Genomic DNA, 18,753 nt, shown 5'->3' on the forward strand with positions numbered 1-18,753 from the left:
GAGCTGCGGATGCAGGGGACTTCGTCACACGGGCGGCGTTCTTTCGGCTGCCGGAGCGCAGCCAGTACGCTGATCTACTGTGAAGGTTCTCGTTGTTGGCCCCGGCGGCCGCGAACATGCCCTTGTCCGATCCCTGCTGGCCGATCCGTATGTCCGCGAGGTGCACGCAGCCCCCGGCAACGCGGGCATAGCGCAGCTGGTTCCGGTCCATGCCGTCAATGCCTCCAGCCCGGCGGAGGTGACCGCGCTTGCCCGTCAGCTGGGCTCAAATCTGGTGGTCATCGGCCCCGAGGCTCCGCTGGCTGCCGGAGTGGCTGATGCCCTCCGCGAGTCGGGAATCCCCGTGTTCGGGCCCTCCAAAGCCGCGGCCCAGCTGGAGGCCTCCAAAGCCTTCGCCAAACAGGTGATGGCGGCGGCCGGCGTTCCCACCGCCATGGCCCGTGTGGCGGCCACTCCCGAGCAGGCCGCCGACGCACTGGATACCTTCGGCGCCCCGTATGTGGTCAAGGATGACGGGCTGGCCGCGGGGAAGGGCGTAGTGGTCACCTCGAGCCGCGACGAAGCCCTGGCCCACGCGCAGTCCTGCTTTGACGTGGGCGGCACCGTGGTCATCGAGGAATTTTTGGACGGTCCGGAAGTGTCCCTCTTTGTCATCTCCGACGGCCGGACAGTGGTTCCGCTGGCCCCGGCGCAGGATTTCAAACGCATCCACGACGGCGACGAAGGCCCCAACACCGGCGGGATGGGCGCCTATTCGCCGCTGTCCTGGGTTCCGGCCGACCTGGTGACGGAGGTCGTCCGCCGGGTGGCCCAGCCCACCATCGATGAGATGGCCGCCCGGGGAACGCCGTTTGTGGGTGTGCTGTACTGCGGCCTGGCCCTGACCTCCCGCGGGATGCGCGTGATTGAATTCAACGCACGCTTTGGCGATCCGGAAACGCAGGCGGTCCTGGCCCGGCTGCGGACGCCGCTGGGCGGGCTGCTGCAGGCCGCGGCCAAGGGAGAGCTGGATAAGCTGGAGCAGCTCAAATGGGATCCGCGCACCGCGGTGTCCGTGGTGGTGGCCGCCGCCAACTATCCGGAGGCGCCTCGCACCGGAGACCGGGTCCGCGGGCTGAAAAAGGCTGAAAAGATCGACGGCGTGCACGTGCTGCATGCCGGCACCCGCCTCAACGGGGACGGCAAAGTGGTGTCCTCCGGCGGGCGGGTCCTCGCCGTCGTCGGGCTGGGCGACGACCTGGAGGCCGCCAGGGACAAGGCCTACGCCGGTGTGGAGAGAATCCGGCTGGACGGATCCCTGCACCGCACCGACATTGCCCTGAAGGCGCTGCGCGGAGAGATTTTGGTTCCTGCAGGTTCGCAGAGCGTTGAACCTGCAGCAGGCAGGGACCTGCCCGACGGCGACGTTGCTCCGAGGGGCATGACGGACCGCGACATTGCGGACAGCGACGTTGAAGGAGACCTGGCATGAGTGCCCCCGAGCTGGCCGGCTGGACCCACGCCTATTCCGGAAAGGTCCGCGACCTGTACGTTCCCGCGGATCTGTCCGCCCCGGGGGCAAAAGACATGGTCCTGGTGGTCGCCAGCGACCGGATCAGTGCCTTTGACCATGTGCTGTCCTCCGAGATCCCGGACAAGGGACGGATCCTGACCCAGCTGAGCCTGTGGTGGTTTGACCAGCTCAATGTGCCCAACCATGTGATCTCCGCGGATGAGGGAGTGCCGGCCGAGGTGGCGGGCCGGGCCATGATCTGCAAAAAGCTGGACATGTATCCGGTGGAGTGCATTGCCCGCGGATACCTCACCGGGACCGGCCTGGCGGAATACCGCGTCTCGCAGACCGTGTGCGATGTGCCGCTGCCGGACGGGCTGGTGGATGGTTCCCGGCTGGATCCGGCCATCTTCACGCCGTCGGCCAAGGCCGAAGTAGGAGAGCACGACGAGAACATCAACTACGACGCCGTGGTGAAGATTGTCGGTGCCGAGACGGCGCAGAAATTGCGCTCGCTGACGCTGGACATCTACACGGCGGCCGAGGCGGTTGCCCGGGAGCGCGGCATCATCCTGGCGGACACCAAGGTGGAGTTCGGCCTGGATCCGGCCACCGGCGAAGTGACGCTGGGCGATGAGGTGCTGACGCCGGATTCCTCCCGGTTCTGGGACGCAGAGCTGTACGAGCCGGGCAAGGCCCAGCCGTCCTTTGACAAGCAGTACGTCCGGGACTGGCTGACCTCTCCGGAATCCGGCTGGGACAAGGCCTCGGACACGCCGCCGCCGGCGCTGCCAGCTGACGTGATCGAGCGGACCCATGCCCGCTATGTGGAAGCTTATGAGCGGCTGACGGGGCGGACCTTCGCCTGACGCGCTGACTTCAGCGCTGGAAGGTTAGATGCACGACGCCGCTTTCCGCCGTCTCCGCGCTGACCTCGTAGCCGGCCTCGAAGCCGCGCAGGCCCTCCCAGAGATTGATGCCCCGTCCCAGCAGGATGGGGGTGATGCCTACGTGCAGCCGGTCCACGAGCCCGGCTGCCAGGAACTCCTTGGCGAGGGTCGGACCGCCGCCGATCCGCACATCCCCGCCCGCGGCGGCGTCCGCGGCCAGGCGAAGCGCTTCTTCGGGGGACACGCTGAGGAACTCGAACCGAGTTCCGTTGGCCATGTCGATGGCCGGGTGCGGGGCGTGGGTCAGGACAAACACCGGGACCCGGAACGGCGGTTCATCGCCCCACCAGCCCTGCCAATCAGGATCATCGGGGAAGTTGTGCAGGCCGAACATCCCGGCCCCCATCACTTCCGCCCCGATCTCCTCGAAGTAGGCCTCGGCGTATTTGTCGTCTACGCCTGTGGTGCCTTCACCGCCGGTCTCATGCAGCACCCGTTCGCGGAAGGTCCGGGTTGCGGTGTAGGGGCCCACCAGGCGGCCCCAGTCCTCACCGAACGGCTTCTCCGGGGTCTGGTCGGTGGTGGCGGCGAAGCCGTCGAGGGAAATATTGAGATCAACGCGGACAACCATGGAATCCTCCTGGGCACTGACCGGTCCTAAGCCGAGCCTAGCCGCGGCGGCGGGTGCGTCAAAGGGTTCCCGGCTGCTGCCTGTCCCGGAGCTCGATGACGCATGTCTTGCCGTGCTGCAGATTTCGTTCTTGGACTTCCCGGCCGTTGACGCCCTCCAACATAATCTGGATACACGGCGCACCATCCGGCTGGGCGGCCGGGGGCCAGCGTGCCCCAATGTCCACGCCGGCAAAGCGGACAGCGACGCCGTGGCTCACACCGATAATCAGGTCACCGGGGGCCGCGACAATGGTAATCATGCGCCTTAAGATAGCGACCCGGATTCCGGGCAACAGAAGAGGCGCCGATTTCCCGGTACCTCTTCGATATTTGGTTTTGGTCGAGGTCCTAGGATGTTACTCGAACCAAAGTGGCCCTAGAATCGAGCAGATGACGGCTATCGCGGCCGCCCTGCAGCGGATGGACTCGGGGCTTGCAAAGCCGCGACCGCATCAGGCAACGCGCAAGACTCAGAGATACCGCCTCACCGACCGCTTCACAATGGAAGAGCTGGCACAACTCGTCGCCCGCTACCAAGCCGGCGAAATGATCACGGGGTTAACTCGCGAACGCGGCATCGCGAAGTCAACATTCCTCCGCCTGCTTGCTGAGCATGGTGTCGGCGCCAGGCCTCGCGGCCTTACTCCCGCCAAGAAGAAGGAAATTCTTCGACTTCGTAATCAGGACATGATCATTCGCAAGATCGCCAAGCAGGTCGGTTGCAGCTACGACACCGCCCGGATTTTCCTGCTAGGACAGTGCAAGAACTAGTCCCACGGACTTGCTGCTCTGTCGAGGCTGGGATCTTCGGCGAGGTTCAAGTTCTACGGGAGGGGGCTAGTAGTAGGCGGGGAACTTTCCGTTGAATACGAGATCCCACTGAGCGAAGGCTTCGGAAATCTTTCCGTTGTTCTTGTGTTCAAGGGCCTTGTTGGCCCGGGTAGACGCAGTCGCAAGTTTGGAACGGGCGATTGTGTAGTTCGCTTCGCTGGAGCACGCCCTGATGCGGCCGGTTTTGCCGGTTGGATCATTCATGTCAGCGAGGGCGTCGCGTTGGAGGCTGTTCAGGAAGTAGCAGAAATCTAGTGGATAGATGATGGAGGATTGCGTTGCCATGTACTGGGCGGCTCGCATCTCAAGGTAGAAGGAAGAGATCGGGACGTCTCTGTAATATTTCCAGGCCTTGGCAAGACGGGCCAGTTGCTTTGCTCCGCCTGCAACACCAGCCTTGTTGTTGCAGTCATTCACATACTTCAAGTGTGCTCCCGGGGTTGACTCCATCCACTCAGTTGCTGCACCGGGGATATCGAATCTCATCCCATCGTCCGTTGACAAGTCGGCGTAGGCTGGAATGATCTCGACACGTTCGTATCCTTGTCCAAACTCAAGCACCACAGCGGGCCTCGAAGTGTGGATGTATGTGTACGGAAAGCGCTCCTTTAGTGCATCCCGAACCGCTGACAGGGTTGATGAGGCATACGTCGGCTTAGATGTTTTCAGTGAAACGAAATAGTCGACGTCACTTTTTCCACTAATGCCAGTACCGTGCTTGAATGAGCCACTTTCAAACATGCGGTAAAGCCCGAACTTGCTGTCGAGTTTGTTATAGATCGTTTGCCGATGTGAAGAAGCCTTCGAGCGCTCATTTGCGGTAGGAATTAGTCGATCAATGAAAATACTGAATGCTTCATCTACGGTCTTTGCCATAGTGCCCCCTGTTAGATTATTTAGTTAGTTGGAAAAGCGGAACCTAGGATGATGCCCCACAATCGCTTAGATTCTGCATGATCTCCTCGAGCCTCTGCTTCCAACGCCTTGGTGGCCCGGTCTGCGGCTGATTTGAAGGAGTCAAGGATTTCTTTGCGATCGCTAAAGGCGAGATCGGCGGTCAAAAGTCCCGATTGACCTCCTGGATCGCTCACGTCCAGATGTCCAGGAGCCCATTGGAAGAATTTAGCAAGCGCCTCTTGTCGGTTTCCGTTTAGTGAACTGAAGGTGTGTGCCGCAATAGTTTCAAGATGGAAGGATCGAATTCGTTTGGAATGGGAATTATTCCATTTCTTCAGGAGACGTACGAGCGGGGCTAAGTTGTATTGTAATTCGGAGTTTTTGTTGGCAAACCAACTATTAGCCACGATAGGGGCGGTGTTTATCCAGCCGCCTTTGCCACTAGGCAGCCCATAGATGTCGCCTCCGTACCAAAAGACAGGAGCTACGTCGACGTGTCCGCCGTTCTTGAAGAAGATGCGAACGGCTTGACCCCTGGCACCAACCTGGGCGATTTCAAGACCATCGTAAGCGCGGCGTACGCGGTAGAGAAAGGACTGAGAGTCGAAGCGATATTTGTTCCATGCACCTTGCGCGTTGGAGAACACTGCCAAGACATCGATATCGTCGATGGGACGTACGATTGTTCCCTTGGCAGCAGAACCCATCAAGACAGCATGGGAAAACGGGAGATCGCTGGTTGACGGAAAGGCTGCGGTCAGGTTTTCAACGACTCGATCCTTCCGCCCGTTGATGATCGACGTTTTCTGGTAGTCGGTGACGGTGATGTTGGCGAGGAATGCCGCCATTGCTTGGCTAGTGGTCTGTGTCATTGTCTTTTTTCTTTGCGCGATTGCTTAGTCTGCGAGCGGTAATAGCCATAGCCGACTCATTCTTCTTGCGGCGGAGCTTGTAGATGAAATCCGGTACGTCAGGCGCAGATTTACGGGATTCGTACAGGCGTTCCTGCCAAATGATGAGGTCGTCTGGGGCAATTGGATCTTCGTCACTAGTGAGTCTCTTCTCTATTGAACTAGCGAGGTCGGCTCGCTCACGCGCCGATTTCGGGACGCTCATTAGGTATTGCACGACGTCCAAGAATGCGGGGAGCAGAGGTAGAACGATACCTAATAGGAACGCCGACAGAGACAGATTGACCGCTATGCTGACAATGATCAGGATAATCATCCAGGCCGCCGTCAGGGTCGACCACCAAACCCCTGTCGTGCGTAACAGCCGGTCTGTGTAGGACGCGTTTGAGCGCTGGGCGATTGGCACGGCTATGAGGCCTGGATCCTCATCTGCGATCCCTGTGTACCAATCAATGAGTTCTTCTTTAGTGGCAATTGCGACCAGGCCCTCATCCGGCCCGGTAACGTCGGCAATATCTTCGGGGGATGGCATTGTCGACTCAGCCACGCTGTTGGGCATCCCAAAGACATCACGATCAAATTGCTCGCGAAGCGCTGTTGCATGTGCGCTAATCGCTGCCTGTCGAACCAATAGCACGGTTCGACCAAGAAACAGCCACGCTCCAGCAATTGCACCAGCGGCGACAGCTAGCGACGGCCAAATTACCGAGATAACGGGCGCGGCGAGGCCGATGACAAGCATGCCAATCCAGCGCGCACCCAGCCATCGTTTTGCCTTACTGTAAAGACGTCGTTGAGCGATTAGGAGTCGAAGTGCATCCGGCTCATTTTGACGCTTTTTGAGGATCTCGCCAGTAGGTGGTTCATAGTCGCTCACGCAGCATCCCCATCGGTATCTTCAATCAAAAGCCCGTCATAATCAGTCGTATATGTATAGTCAACGGGTTCTATCGGCGGGGAATCGAAGTGCTTTCGAGCAAGTCGGATACGCATGGCTTCGTCCCAGTCCAGGTCATCGAGATTACGCGTGTCTTTCGTTTCCCGGACGAGATACAGGCGCTGGGTTCCGTTGTCTTCATGCACAATGGCCCAGTCCGGCGAGTATTCTCCGACTGGCGTCCGAACCTTGAACCGGCGTGGCAATTTAGTGAACAGCTTGACTTGATCTCGACTGTTTTCAAGCTGGGAGGCGAACGCCCTTTCGACATGGCTGTCGTAGTCAACGTAGTCGTAGAGGTTGGCTCCGTCATCTGGGGCCGGTGCAACGCCGTTCTTTGGATCCAGATTACCTGGCTGGGACTGCGGCGGATTCTTGGATTCAACCTCGAGGAAGACCACTTCAGCGTCCCACCATGATGCTTCGTCCATGGGTTCGTAGCTGATGCCCTGAACCATTTGCTCGATTGATTCGACCCGTATCGCGCTGACCTGGCCCGCGTAGCCATTTTTGAGAAGCTTTAGGACCTGAAGGTTCTCGCCCTCGATCAATGTGTCGCGAGCGTCCTTCCAATGCACAGACGCATCGATGTCCGGCACCAGAGTAGCGGTGGTTGCTGAGCGCGCATCACTTCGGGCGCGTTCGATGCCAGGCCAGCTGAACGTGAAGGCCGGTTTGGGCTCTGGCCCGGCGTCCAGCACCTCGAGGAGCGAGGTCGCGTCCAGCTCACCGTCACGGAAGGCTTCTGGTATATGGTCACGAAGCTCATTGAGTAGCGCTTCCTGCTTGTCTGTGGTTGCTACCGGAACGTTTGTTATGGACATGCGGGCGTTTACTCCTGGCGATCGTGGTTGCTCCTCTTCACACTACTAAGGCACACGGACAATCGGCTGTTTGACCCGGGGGTAGGGGAAGCTCACACGGGTGTCAGGACCGCCGTTAGCCGACGCGTATGTATCTGTATTGCTTGTAACACAAATCGATGCATAATTTAGCCTTCAACTAGCACCCGATCCTCCACCGAACCAGGTATATCGAGCGCGCAGTCGATGAACGAGCTCGCCGTATTCAACCGCATTCAGATTCTCAATAGCTCTCATGGCGATTTCTATACGGTAATCGTCTCGTTTCGGTTGACGCAGGTAGTCGATGCAGTAACTCTCGATGAGGTCGGCAAAGTAGGCGATAGCGCTTGCTTTTGGTGCCTTGCGGAATGTGTCGACCGATTCGTAACCGAGGCGCTTCGCTGCCGCGTCACGAAGAACGGCGGGCTGGCACCTCTGCGGCCTTGTTCGAGCCCTAACAGTATGCCGATCGCTGTCCCTGGAGCGCCTTCGGCTCGTGCCGTCCAGGCTGAGCGCAGTAAACCTTCGATGTGCTCAGCAGCTCGCGCGCCGCTGGTGCGCTCGGCGAGTTCGGCGAGGGCCGGAAGCTCATCGAGATGATCTCGCACGCGGTGCGGGCCGACTTTGCAGATCAGCTTGAGCTCCTGCACCAAGAGTTGATGGAGATGGGTTTCCGGCATACCCAGATTTTGCCCGAAAACTACCCGTTTTTGCCCCAACGTGTCCGGCGGGCAGGTCGTTGTCCAGCCGGGACCGAATTACCAATGTCACCCGGGATGCTCATGAATCGGTAAACCGCCTCGAAGCCGCATATCGCCGGGCGATGCAGGATATGCGCCGCCGTCGGCAGCGGTTCGTTCCTGGCCTATCCACTTACTTGAAGATGCCTCTAGAAAGGGGCTATTTGTGATGCCCGAATTTGTCACCTTATCGGAGTGTCAACATTGAGCGTCGACCCGAGCCCCAAGTCCTGGTTTGACCGGGCAATCGGAGCTTGTATATCGGTTTTGCTGGCTGTGATCGCCCTCTACTGCGCAACGCAGGTGCTGCAGTCGATCCTGCCGTTCCTGGTGGTCTATGTGGGCGTCGCGTCGATCATTTGGGCCGTATGGGCAGTCATTCAATACCGGCGCAACAGGTACTAATTCCATCGCCACTAAACAGAAATAGAGCTCTTCCAGTCGGTTGGCCCGTTTCGGCCAGCAAGCTGCACCAGATGCTGAAAGATCCGTACTACGTCGGGTATGTCATCTACAAGGGCGACGCGTATCCAGGACGGCATGAGCCGATCATCGGCCAAGACCTATTCGATCACGTGCAAGATATTTTGAGCTCCCGGAGTGGTGCGGGCTCGCGTGACCGTATCCACAACCATTTCCTCAAGGGCATGCTTTACTGCGGCAAGTGTTTCAAGCTTGGCCGACAGAGCCGGGTCATCTACACGAAGGCGAAGGGGAGAGGCGGCACCATTCACGAATACTTCTTTTGCCGGGCTCGTCAGGAGGGCAAGTGCGATCTTCCGTATCTGCCGGCTTATCTCGTCGAGGACAGTGTGGCGGACTCTTACAGCCGACTTGTTCTCGAGGACTTCAAACAGGATGTGCGCAGGCGACTAGAAGAGGGCCTCCTGGGTGAACAGAAGGACATCAAGGAAATGTATGCGAGGTACACCAATCAACTGAAGGAAGTCGAAGCCAAGAGAGTCGTCTCGGCGATGTTGCCGCTGACGGCATCCTGCCTGCGTCGAAGGTGCGCGAGAAGATACATGAGCTACGCGTTCAGCGTTCCCGCATTGAAGACAGTCTCGCAAATATCGGTGAAGAGATTGCCGTAGGCGGCCAGCTGCTAACTAAGGCACTCGACCAGATTGCCGACCCGAAGGCGTACTACGAGAAGGCGACGGACAAGATTCGGAGGCTCCTCAACGAATCATTCTCTTTGCAATTCTTTGTCTATCAAGACGGCTCGGTTGGTGCGGACCTCAACGAACCGTTTGATGACATCTTCGCCGCCCAGACGGCCTTCCGGTTGTTCAAAACGCCACGGGCGGTATCTGTTCCAGGATCGTCCCAATCGTCCCAATCGTCCCAAATAGGACCGTTCTTGGGCGATTCAGGGGTACTTGCCCGGCAATTCCCGGATATCAAAAATGGCGCCGATTTCTCGACGCCATCTCTGTTGTTTCAACTAAAGTCGGTCTACTCAAACCATGGTTCGAATAAAGCAACTCTGGTCGGGGTGACAGGATTTGAACCTGCGACCTCGTCGTCCCGAACGACGCGCGCTACCAAGCTGCGCCACACCCCGTAACCACTGCTTTTGCTCCGGGTTTCCCCGTCGCTGAAGCAACTTTACAAGTGTAGACGATCACCACTGATTCCGCGAAACCGGGCCTCCCCGCCTACACCAGGGACTCCTGCCAGGCGGCCTGCAGCTTGGCGAACCGGCCGGTGCCGCCGGTGAGCTCGGCGGGGGTACCGTCCTCCACCACTTCGCCGGAGTGCATCACCAGGACCCGGTCCGCGATCTCCACGGTGGACAGGCGGTGCGCAATGATCAGCGCCGTCCGGTTGCCCAGCAGGGTTTTGAGCCCGTGCTGGACCAGCCGCTCGCTGGGGATGTCCAGTGAGGAGGTGGCCTCGTCCAGGATCAGCACCGCGGGATCGGCCAGGAAGGCCCGGGCAAAGCTGATCAGCTGGCGCTGCCCGGCGGAGACCCGGCCGCCGCGCTTATTCACATCGGTGTCATACCCCTCCGGCAGCGCTTCGATGAACTCGTGTGCGCCCACTGCCTTGGCCGAGGCCACAATCTCCGCCCGGGTGGCTTCGGGCTTGCCGAGGGCAATGTTGTCCGCCACCGAACCGCTGAACAGGAACGCCTCCTGCGTCACCATGACGACGGCGCGGCGCAGGTCCCGCTGGGTCAGGCTCCTCAGGTCCACGCCGTCCAGCAGCACGGAGCCCTGTGACGGGTCATAGAAGCGGGCGATCAGCTTGGCAAGCGTGGACTTGCCGGCGCCGGTCTGCCCCACCAGGGCCACCGTCTGGCCGGCGGGAATGTGCAGGTCCATCTGCGGCAGGATGACGGGACCGGTGCCGTAGCGGAATTCCACGCCGTCAAACCGGATGTCGCCCTTGGCATTGCGCAGCTCCAGCGGCTGCTTGGGCGGGCGGACGGTGGGCACTTCCTCCAGCAGGCCGGAAACCTTTTCCAGGGCAGCCGAGGCAGACTGGAAGGAATTGTAGAACATGGCCATCTGGTCCACCGGCTGGAAGAAGCGCTTGGAGTACAGCAGCAGGGCCAGCAGGGCACCCACCTCGAGGCCGCCGTCGAGCACCCGGAAACCGCCGGCCAGCAGCACCACGGCCACGGTGGCGTTGCCGATCAGCACCAGTCCGGGCTGGAAGACGCCGTTGAGGTTAATGGAGCGGACGGTGGCCACCCGGTAATCCTCGGCCAGCTCGTCATACTTCTCCGCGTTCACCTTTTCGCGGCGGAACGCCTTGACGGCACGGATGCCGGTCATGGTTTCGATGAAGTGCACAATCAGCTTCGCGGAGGTCACCCGGGAGGCACGGTAGGCCAGCTGGGAGCGTTTCTGGTACCAGCGGGTCAGCAGGTACATGGGCACAAACGCCACCAGCATCAGCAGCCCGGTTCGCCAGTCCAGCAGGAAGATGCTGGCGGCTGTGAACAGCATGTACATGGCGCCGGAAGCCAGCGAGCTGATGCCGGAGTCCAGCAGTTCGCGCAGCGCCTCAAGGTCCGAGGTCTGCCGCGAAATGATTCGCCCAGAGGTGTACTTTTCGTGGAATTCCAGGCTCAGCCGCTGGGTGTGCCGGAAGACCCGCAGCCGCAGGTCCAGCAGCATGGCCTGGCTCAGCAGGGCGGTGGCCCGCACGTAACCGGCGGTCAAGCCCGCGGCCAGCAGGGCCGCCACCAGATACGCCGCCCCCGAAAGGATCAGCGGCAGATTGTTGCCTGCCTGCAGGTCCGGCAGGGCATGGTCAATGCCGTAGGCAATGATGGCCGGTCCCGCGACGCGGGCGGCCTGGGAGAAGACCACCAGCAGCACCGTGCCGATGAACCGGCCGCGGTTGGGTCGGATCAGGGACCCCAGCAGGGCCAGCGAACGGCGCCGGACCGCCCGGTTTTCCTCCTTGCCCAGGTGGACGGCATCCTCGCCGGCAGTTCCCAGCCGGGCGCCGGCGTCGTACTCCGGGTCGGCTCCTTTGGCAGGCCTGGCGGGCTTGGCAGGCCTGGCGGGCTTGGCAGGCTTGGCGGAATCATCGGCGCCGCGGCGCACGGTGAAGCGGCTCATCGGACTATCTCCTCATCATCCAGGCGCGGTGCCGCGAGGGTGCCGTCGTCGGCGTTTTCAACGGGCGGTCCTGCTTCCTCCAGGCTGCTGTCCAGGTCTTCCGGCTCGGTCGGCAGGCTGGCAATGACGTACCGGTAGTGGTCGTTGCCGGCCAGCAGTTCCGCGTGGGTTCCGACGGCGCTGATCCGTCCGTCCTCCATCAGGGCAACACGGTCAGCCAGGGAGACAGTGGAGGGGCGGTGCGCGACCACCAGGGTGGTGGTGTCATGGAGCACCTCGCGCAGCCGGCCCTCCACCAGCTCCTCGGTGCTGACGTCCAGGGCCGACAGCGGATCATCCATGATCAGGACGGTGGGCCGGGCGGCGATGGCGCGGGCCAGGGCGACGCGTTGGCGCTGCCCGCCGGACAGGCTGAGTCCTTCCTCGCCGATCAGCGTGTCAGTGCCGTTGGGCAGCGAATAGACAAAGTCGGCCTGCGCCACGTCCAGGGCCTGGGCGAGCAGCTGATCCGCTTCGGCCTGGCTGTCCGGTTCCGCACCCAGCAGTACGTTGTCGCGGACCGAGCTGGAGAACAGCGTGGTGTCCTCGAAGGCCACAGCCACGATGGTGCGCAGTTCTTCCACGTCCAGCTGCCGCAGGTCTGTTCCGTCGATCCGGATTGCACCGCCGGTCACGTCATAGAGCCGGGGCACCAGCTGCAGCAGGGTCGACTTTCCGCTGCCGGTAACGCCCACCAGTGCCATGGTTTCGCCGGGGCGCAGGCACAGGTCCACGCCGTCAATCAGGTCCCGGGTGCCCTCCTTGGTGTCCGGGTACGCGAAGTGCACGTTGTCGAAAACCAGCTCGCCGCGCACGTCGCGCAGATGCGCCGGATGCTCGGGGCTCTGGATGCTGCTTTGGGCGTCCATCACCTCGTAGTGCCGGTCAATTGCTGTTTTGGCCGTGAGAGTCATGGACAGCAGCGGGCCGATCGCCTCCACCGGACCGGCAACGACGGCGGCAGTGGCGAAGAACGCCACCAGGGCACCGATGCTGGTGGTGCCGTCAGCCACCGACATAATGCCCACCACCAGGGCGACGGCCAGGGCGGCTTCCGGCAGGAGAGTGACCACCAGCGAGAATTTCGCCAGCGAATTGGCCTTGAATACCTCGGTTTGGCGCAGCTCCTGCGCCTGTTCTTCAAAGGAATCCAGGGCTTCGCGGCTGCGGCCGAAGGCCTTCAGGACGCGGATGCCGTGGACGGACTCTTCCACCGTGGTGGCGAGGTCGCCGGTTTGGTCCTGGCTCTGGCGGGAAACCTGCCGGTAGAACCGGTTGAAGCGGAAGCCGTATATGACAATGGGAATTGCGGCGGCTATGAAAATGAGTGCCAGGATCCAGCTGGTGAACAGCATGATGATGAAGCCGACCACCACGGTCAGGGCGGTAACCACCAGCATGATCGCTCCGAAAGCCATCCAGCGGCGGACCAGGTTCAGGTCGCTCATGGCCCGCGAGAGCAGCTGTCCGCTGCCCCAGCGGTCGTGGAAGGCCACCGAGAGGTCCTGCAGGTGCCGGTAGAAGGAAGTGCGCATCCGGGTTTCCACCGTGGTGGCAGGGGCAATAACAAACTGGCGGCGCAGGGCAATGAACCCTGCTTCGAGGATGCCCAGGCCCAGGACCACTCCGGCGGCGGCCCACACTGCTGAGGAGGAGGCGCCGGGGGTGAGGGAGGTGTTGATCAGGACCCGGAACACCTGCGGAATGGCCAGCGCCATGAGGCTGGCCCCGAGGGCACAGAACAGTCCGAGGATTAAGCGGGGGAGGATGGGCCGCAAATGGGGAAAAAGCCGAGCAAGGGATAGCCACAGTGATGTCTGCGCAGGCATGAAACCTCTTTGAAGCGGATGGAGGGTGCCGCCACAGCAGGACGTCCCTTTGAGGGCTCAATCCTAAGCCTCACCCCGGAAGGAATCGATGGCAGTCCGGAGTTTGGTCATGGCTGGCGCATTGGGCGCAGATCTGCGGCCGTCGAGAGTAGAGATGATGCCGCTTTCGTCCATTCCCGCTCGTCGAGAGCAGAGATAATGCCGCTTTGCGGCGCTGTGAAGGGTCTTATCTCGACAATCGACGATGCAAAGCGGCACGAACTCGACACCCGCCCTGAGGAGCCGGCAGCGATCCGGGGCGGGAGCCTGCTTAGTTTCGAGGTGTCAGGGTTAGCAATACTGCCTCGGGACGGCAGGCAAACCGGACCGGCGCAAAGCGGGAAGTACCGATTCCGGCCGAGACGTTCATCGGCACCCGCCGGCCGTTGTGTTCCCACACGGCCAGGCCCTTGGCCAGACGCGTGGGCAGGTCACAGTTGCTGACCAGCGCGCCGTAGAACGGAACACACACCTGGCCGCCGTGGGTGTGCCCTGCCAGAATCAGGTCCGCACCGCCGTCGGTGAAGTAGTTGAGGACGCGCTGATAGGGCGCGTGCGCCACCCCGACCCGGATGGAGGGAGCGCTGCTGTCCGGATCGGAGGAGGGGAACCCGGCATAGACATCCCGGTTCAGGTGCGGATCATCCACACCCGAAAAGTCCAGCCGCACTCCGCCAAGGTTCATGGAGTCCCTGCGGTTGGTCAGCCCGGCCCAGCCGGCGTCCTCGAACGCGCCGAACAGTTCTCCGAAGGGAAGAGCGGGCGGGTCCTTGGTGATTTTCGAAGGACCCGTGAAATACGTCAGCGGATTCTTGAGCCGGGGCCCGTAGTAGTCGTTGGAACCGGGCACATACACGCCGGGGAACCGCATCAGCGGTTTGAGCGCCTCCAACAGCGGTGGAACGGCTTCGAGATGGCTGAGGTTGTCGCCGGTGTTGACCACGAGGTCCGGCTCCAGGTCAGCAAGGGACTGCAGCCAGCGGACCTTGATGTTCTGGTGGGGAACAAAGTGGATGTCCGAGAGGTGCAGCACCCGCAGCGGCGCGCTCCCCGCCGGAAGCACGGCCACCGTTTCCTCACGGACGCCGAAGAGATTGCGCTCGATCAGCGACGCGTAGGCCAGCGCGGCGGTTCCGGCGCCTGCCGTGCCGCCTGCAACCCAGGCAGCGGAACGCAGGGCCTTTCCCCAGGAAGATGATGCCATGGCTAGTCGTCGTCATCCTTTTTGTCGCTGTCCTTATTGTCTCCGCCGTTGTCCTGATCAGCCTTGGGGGAGGGAGCCGGGGCAGGCTTGGCAGCCGGTGAAGGGGCCGGAGCCGGGGTGACATTGCCCATGATGCTGGCGGGCGGGGCAGTGAAGGGTTTGGCCTCGTACTGGCCGGGGATCCGGTCAATGAAGTTCTTCCAGGACGGTCCGGCGATCTTGGAGCCGTCAATTTCGGGATAGGTCCGGCCGCCGATCTGCTTGCCTTCCATGGACCCCTTCTCATTGCCCCAGACATGGTTGCCGAGCCAGGAAGCGGTCACCATGCCCGTGGTGTACCCCATGAACCAGGTCTGCGAACGGTAGTCGTTGGTTCCGGTCTTGCCGGCCACCGGCTGGCCGTTCTGAAGGTAGTAGCCGGAGCCCTTGGTCATGACCTGCTGCGTGGCGGCGTTGACGCCCTGCGCCACTTCCTTCTTCATGACCTGCTCGCAGTCCTGCGGCGGAACATCGAATTCCCGTCCGTCCACTGCCTTGACCGACACCAGGGCGCGCGGCTCGCATTTGAGCCCCTCCGCCGCAAAGGTCGCAAAACCGGTGGCCATGGACAGCGGCGAAGCATCCCCGCCGCCGCCGAAGGAGGACGGCGGGTTGATGCCCAGCATGTCATTGGTGCCGTTGGAACTCTTGCCGTCGTGGACGCCCGCGGCGAAGGCCATTTGCTGGAACTTGCACAGATCCAGCTGGTTGATTTCTGCCATGGTGATGGTGTTCAGGGAGTTCGCCAGGCCGTCAATGACCGTGGTGGTCTTGTAGTTGGTGTCTCCGTAGTTGATCGGCGTCCAAGCTTCCGGAATGCCGTACCGGCCTCCGGGCAGGCAGCTGGCGTTCCAGCTGTACCCGGCCGGGTAGGTGCGCTTGCTGCCGTTCAGCGTGGTGTTCAGGGTTTTGCCGGCATCGAGCCAGGCCGCAACCGTGAACGGCTTGTACGTTGAACCCGGCTGGAAACCGCCCATACCGCCCAGCGGCTTGTTGGGATCGCCGTCCTGGTTCAGGTCCACGTTGAAGTTCAGGACCGAGTTGCCCGGGCCGGCTTCAGGGTTGTACCGCGTGTTTTGCGCCATGGAGAGGATCTTGCCCGTGGACGGCTCCATGGACGTCATGGAATGGCCGATCTCAGGATCAGTGGTGTCAGGATTCGCGGTCTCAAAAACTGCAGTCTGCGCCGCAGCCTGGATCTCAGGGTCAAGGGTGGTGGTGACGGTGAGGCCGCCGCGGTACAGCAGCTTCTCCCGGTCCTCCGGGGTGGCACCGAAACGCTCATCGTTGAGGATCAGGTGCACCACGTAGTCGCAGAAGTACGGTGCCTGGGCGGCTCCCGTGCAGTTGCTGGGGACGGGCGTGACGTTCAGGTCCAGGCCGGTGGCGGCGGCGGCGTCGTGTTCTTCCTGGGTGATGCGCCCCTTGTCCAGCATGGCGTGGAGCACCACGTTGCGGCGTTTCAGCGCCATGTCCGGGTTGCCGGTGGGGCTGTAGACCGTGGGCCCGTTGACGATGCCGGCCAGCAGGGCAGACTGGGGAAGGTTCAGCTGCGAAGCGTCGAGGTTGAAGAAGTACTTGGCAGCGGCCTGGACCCCGAACGTGGTGCCGCTGAACGGAACAATGTTGAAGTAGCCCTGAAGGATCTCGTCCTTGGACATCTGCTTTTCCAGCGCGATGGCCAGCTTCATTTCGCGGATCTTGTCGCCGTACTTACGGTCTGCACTGCCGCTGAGGACAACTTCTTTTCCATTTTGCAGGTTCGTGTCAATGATGACGTTGTTCACATACTGCTGCGTGATGGTGGAGGCGCCGCGGTTCGTGTCGGAGGTGAGGTTGGAGGCCAGTGCCCCCAGGATCCCCTGCATGTCCACGCCGCCGTGCTCGTAGAAGCGGTCATCTTCAATGGCAAGCATCGCATCGATCATGGTGGGGGACACCTGATCCAGATTGATCGGCTGGCGGTTTTCCGCGTAGACAGTGGCGATCAGGGAGCCGTCATTGGCAAGGATCTTTGACGGCTGGGCCAGGGCTTCGGTCTGCAGTTCCGACGGCAGATCGTCGAAGAACTGCAGGGATCCGGACGCGGCGGTGCCCGCGGCTGCGGCGGCGGGAACCAGGAGTCCCGCGGCCAGAACACCACAGAGCGCGCTGACGCCGAAGAACGCGACAATCTTGCCCAGGGTGGTAGCCGTGTCAAACAAGGGTGATTTGCGAGCTGCCATGCGCATCAGTCTACAAGCACGCGTTAGTCTTTGGATTATGAGCAAATGGGAATATTTCATTACACCGCTGCCTCTTCACACACCGGGAGCTGTCCTTAACATGCACGGCGAAGAAGGTTGGGAACTGGTCCAGATCACGCCTGCACCCAACGGCACCGGCTCCGTGGCCTACATGAAACGCGAGAAGTCGCAGTGACTGAGCTGACCGGAGCGGTCTCGGCCGTGGAACGGAGGCTGGCGGAGCTGGGCATTGACATGCCCGACGTCGCTGCCCCCGTGGCCGCGTACGTTCCGGCCGTAGTGACCGGCAACTACGTCTACACATCCGGCCAATTGCCGTTTGTCTCCGGCGTGTTGCCTGCGGCCGGCAAAGTGGGTGCCGAAGTGTCCGCCGAGGACGCAGCCGCCTATGCTGCCACCTGCGCCGTGAACGCGCTGGCCGCCATCAAGGCCCAGATCGGTGATCTGGACCGCATCAGCCGCATCGTCAAGGTGGTGGGCTTCGTGGCCTCGGACCCGTCCTTCACCGGACAGCCCGCCGTCATCAACGGTGCATCCGAATTACTGGGAAAGGTCTTCGGTGAGGCAGGCATCCACGCCCGCTCCGCCGTCGGGGTGGCCGTACTGCCGCTGGACTCTCCCGTTGAAGTAGAAGTGATTGCTGAATTTGCCTAACTCCTCCGTACGGCTTTTCCCGGTTCCCCCGTATCTTCGGGGAGCCGCGGAAAGCTGGTTTGAACATGGTGACCGCACCCCGCGCAAGCCGCGCCTGGCATCCTCGGTGGTGTTGGTGCGGGATTCGCCGCGCGGCACCGAGACCTATCTGGCGTACCGCCGCGGTGAATCTCCGCTGGGCAGGGTGGCCTTCCCGGGCGGGAGCATCGATCCGGGTGACGACGACGCCGCCACCTGGTACGGGCCGGCGCCGGCAGTGTGGGCCAAGACCATGGGCATCGACGATGCCCGGCTGGCCCGCCGCCACGTGGTGGCCGCCATCCGTGAACTGTTCGAGGAGACCGGAATCCTCCTTGCCGGTCCGGACGAATCGACCCTGCTCGAGGCAAACCGCGGCCCGGAATGGATGGCTGCACGCGCAGCGATTGCCAGCTCGGACGCGTCCTTCCTGGATCTTCTGACCCGCCGCGGCCTGGGCCTGCGCACCGATCTGCTGCGTCCGCTCTCCAACTGGCAGACCGCCGACTTTGCCCTGCGCCGCTTTGATACCCGCTACTTTGCCGTGGTGCAGCCCATGGGCCAGGAAGCCTCGCTGCTGGAGGGCAAGGGCAGCTGGGGGCAGTGGCGTTCCGCAGCGGCGGAGATAGCCAACCGGGACACCACCGCGCTGGGGGATGAAATCGGGCTGCCGGACACGACCGGCCTGACCCTGGCGGAACTGACGGTTCCGCAGGTGGAACTGGTCCTGGAAAAGCTGGCCCGGGCCCGCGGCTGCATCGCGTATCTGACCTCCCGCCGGCCCGCCGCCGTTTTCCAGCCCGAGCTGGTGCAGGCCGACGGCGGCTACTGGCTTGCGGTGCCGCTCAGCGGCGTCCCCGAAGGTTCTGCGCAGCGGGGCCGCTGACAC

At 62.0% G+C, this 18,753-nt stretch carries 18 protein-coding genes and 1 tRNA gene; 8 read left to right on the forward strand and 11 right to left on the reverse strand.

What is annotated here, in order from left to right:
* The first annotated feature begins 79 nt into the window (after positions 1–79).
* Together purD and AC4D2W_RS07035 are read left to right on the forward strand one after the other, a co-directional pair.
* Entirely contained in the window at positions 80–1,471 is a 1,392-nt protein-coding gene (gene purD, locus AC4D2W_RS07030; RefSeq protein ID WP_490926209.1) for a phosphoribosylamine--glycine ligase, read from the forward strand.
* Entirely contained in the window at positions 1,468–2,361 is an 894-nt protein-coding gene (locus AC4D2W_RS07035; protein ID WP_490926210.1) for a phosphoribosylaminoimidazolesuccinocarboxamide synthase, read from the forward strand. The genes purD and AC4D2W_RS07035 overlap by 4 nt, the downstream gene beginning before the upstream one ends.
* Positions 2,362–2,371: 10 nt before the next feature.
* Here the strand turns inward: AC4D2W_RS07035 and AC4D2W_RS07040 are convergent, their stop codons facing one another.
* A complete protein-coding gene (locus tag AC4D2W_RS07040; RefSeq protein ID WP_490926211.1) occupies positions 2,372–3,013 on the reverse strand; it encodes a dihydrofolate reductase family protein in 642 nt (213 codons plus the stop codon).
* Positions 3,014–3,071: 58 nt separating this feature from the next.
* Positions 3,072–3,314, reverse strand: a complete 243-nt coding sequence (locus AC4D2W_RS07045; protein ID WP_490926212.1) for a hypothetical protein — start codon at positions 3,312–3,314, stop codon at positions 3,072–3,074.
* Positions 3,315–3,444: 130 nt separating this feature from the next.
* Here AC4D2W_RS07045 and AC4D2W_RS07050 point away from each other — a divergent pair, with 130 nt between their 5' ends.
* The gene (locus AC4D2W_RS07050) at positions 3,445–3,825 is read left to right on the forward strand and encodes a hypothetical protein (protein ID WP_490926213.1); all 381 of its coding nucleotides are present in this window, start codon (positions 3,445–3,447) and stop codon (positions 3,823–3,825) included.
* Between the two features lie 66 nt (positions 3,826–3,891).
* On the opposite strand, the gene AC4D2W_RS07055 is transcribed toward AC4D2W_RS07050, so the two are convergent.
* The 4 genes from AC4D2W_RS07055 to AC4D2W_RS07070 are packed head-to-tail and all read right to left on the reverse strand — an operon-like array spanning position 3,892 to position 7,454.
* Complete coding sequence (locus AC4D2W_RS07055) at positions 3,892–4,761, reverse strand: SMODS domain-containing nucleotidyltransferase (protein ID WP_490926214.1); 870 nt, start codon at positions 4,759–4,761, stop codon at positions 3,892–3,894.
* 20 nt (positions 4,762–4,781) lie between these two features.
* Entirely contained in the window at positions 4,782–5,654 is an 873-nt protein-coding gene (locus tag AC4D2W_RS07060; protein WP_490926215.1) for an SMODS domain-containing nucleotidyltransferase, read from the reverse strand.
* The gene (locus tag AC4D2W_RS07065) at positions 5,638–6,570 is read right to left on the reverse strand and encodes an S-4TM family putative pore-forming effector (RefSeq protein ID WP_490926216.1); all 933 of its coding nucleotides are present in this window, start codon (positions 6,568–6,570) and stop codon (positions 5,638–5,640) included. Before AC4D2W_RS07065 ends, AC4D2W_RS07060 begins: the two co-directional genes overlap by 17 nt.
* On the reverse strand, positions 6,567–7,454 hold the full coding sequence (locus AC4D2W_RS07070; protein ID WP_490926217.1) for a restriction endonuclease: 888 nt from the start codon (positions 7,452–7,454) through the stop codon (positions 6,567–6,569). The genes AC4D2W_RS07065 and AC4D2W_RS07070 overlap by 4 nt, the downstream gene beginning before the upstream one ends.
* A gap of 956 nt (positions 7,455–8,410) precedes the next feature.
* Between AC4D2W_RS07070 and AC4D2W_RS07075 the strand changes: the two genes are divergently transcribed.
* Positions 8,411–8,620, forward strand: a complete 210-nt coding sequence (locus tag AC4D2W_RS07075; protein ID WP_490926218.1) for a hypothetical protein — start codon at positions 8,411–8,413, stop codon at positions 8,618–8,620.
* The gene (locus tag AC4D2W_RS07080; protein ID WP_490926219.1) at positions 8,584–9,309 is read left to right on the forward strand and encodes a recombinase family protein; all 726 of its coding nucleotides are present in this window, start codon (positions 8,584–8,586) and stop codon (positions 9,307–9,309) included. Before AC4D2W_RS07075 ends, AC4D2W_RS07080 begins: the two co-directional genes overlap by 37 nt.
* A 396-nt stretch (positions 9,310–9,705) precedes the next feature.
* Here the strand turns inward: AC4D2W_RS07080 and AC4D2W_RS07085 are convergent.
* The 5 genes from AC4D2W_RS07085 to AC4D2W_RS07105 form a co-directional block, all read right to left on the reverse strand.
* Positions 9,706–9,782: transfer RNA gene (locus AC4D2W_RS07085), tRNA-Pro, on the reverse strand.
* A 94-nt stretch (positions 9,783–9,876) separates the two neighbouring features.
* Positions 9,877–11,796: an ABC transporter ATP-binding protein gene (locus tag AC4D2W_RS07090; RefSeq protein ID WP_490926220.1), complete on the reverse strand. Its 1,920-nt coding sequence runs from the start codon at positions 11,794–11,796 to the stop codon at positions 9,877–9,879.
* A complete protein-coding gene (locus AC4D2W_RS07095; RefSeq protein ID WP_490926221.1) occupies positions 11,793–13,664 on the reverse strand; it encodes an ABC transporter ATP-binding protein in 1,872 nt (623 codons plus the stop codon). Before AC4D2W_RS07095 ends, AC4D2W_RS07090 begins: the two co-directional genes overlap by 4 nt.
* Before the next feature lie 310 nt (positions 13,665–13,974).
* Complete coding sequence (locus tag AC4D2W_RS07100; protein ID WP_490926222.1) at positions 13,975–14,907, reverse strand: metallophosphoesterase; 933 nt, start codon at positions 14,905–14,907, stop codon at positions 13,975–13,977.
* A gap of 2 nt (positions 14,908–14,909) precedes the next feature.
* Positions 14,910–17,171: a transglycosylase domain-containing protein gene (locus AC4D2W_RS07105; protein ID WP_490926223.1), complete on the reverse strand. Its 2,262-nt coding sequence runs from the start codon at positions 17,169–17,171 to the stop codon at positions 14,910–14,912.
* 37 nt (positions 17,172–17,208) lie between these two features.
* On the opposite strand from AC4D2W_RS07105, the gene sp36 reads away from it, so the two are divergent.
* Genes sp36 through AC4D2W_RS07120 form a run of 3 tightly spaced genes read left to right on the forward strand, consistent with a single transcriptional unit; the run spans position 17,209 to position 18,750 of the window.
* Positions 17,209–17,367 carry a Sp36 family protein gene (sp36, locus tag AC4D2W_RS07110; RefSeq protein ID WP_400933078.1) on the forward strand — a complete coding sequence of 53 codons (159 nt, stop codon included), beginning with the start codon at positions 17,209–17,211 and terminating at the stop codon, positions 17,365–17,367.
* Between the two features lie 59 nt (positions 17,368–17,426).
* A complete protein-coding gene (locus AC4D2W_RS07115) occupies positions 17,427–17,846 on the forward strand; it encodes a RidA family protein (RefSeq protein WP_490926809.1) in 420 nt (139 codons plus the stop codon).
* Positions 17,839–18,750, forward strand: a complete 912-nt coding sequence (locus AC4D2W_RS07120) for an NUDIX hydrolase (RefSeq protein ID WP_490926810.1) — start codon at positions 17,839–17,841, stop codon at positions 18,748–18,750. The genes AC4D2W_RS07115 and AC4D2W_RS07120 overlap by 8 nt, the downstream gene beginning before the upstream one ends.
* The last annotated feature ends 3 nt before the right edge of the window (positions 18,751–18,753 follow it).

The sequence above is a fragment of the Arthrobacter sp. TJ-58 genome, from assembly GCF_058269295.1.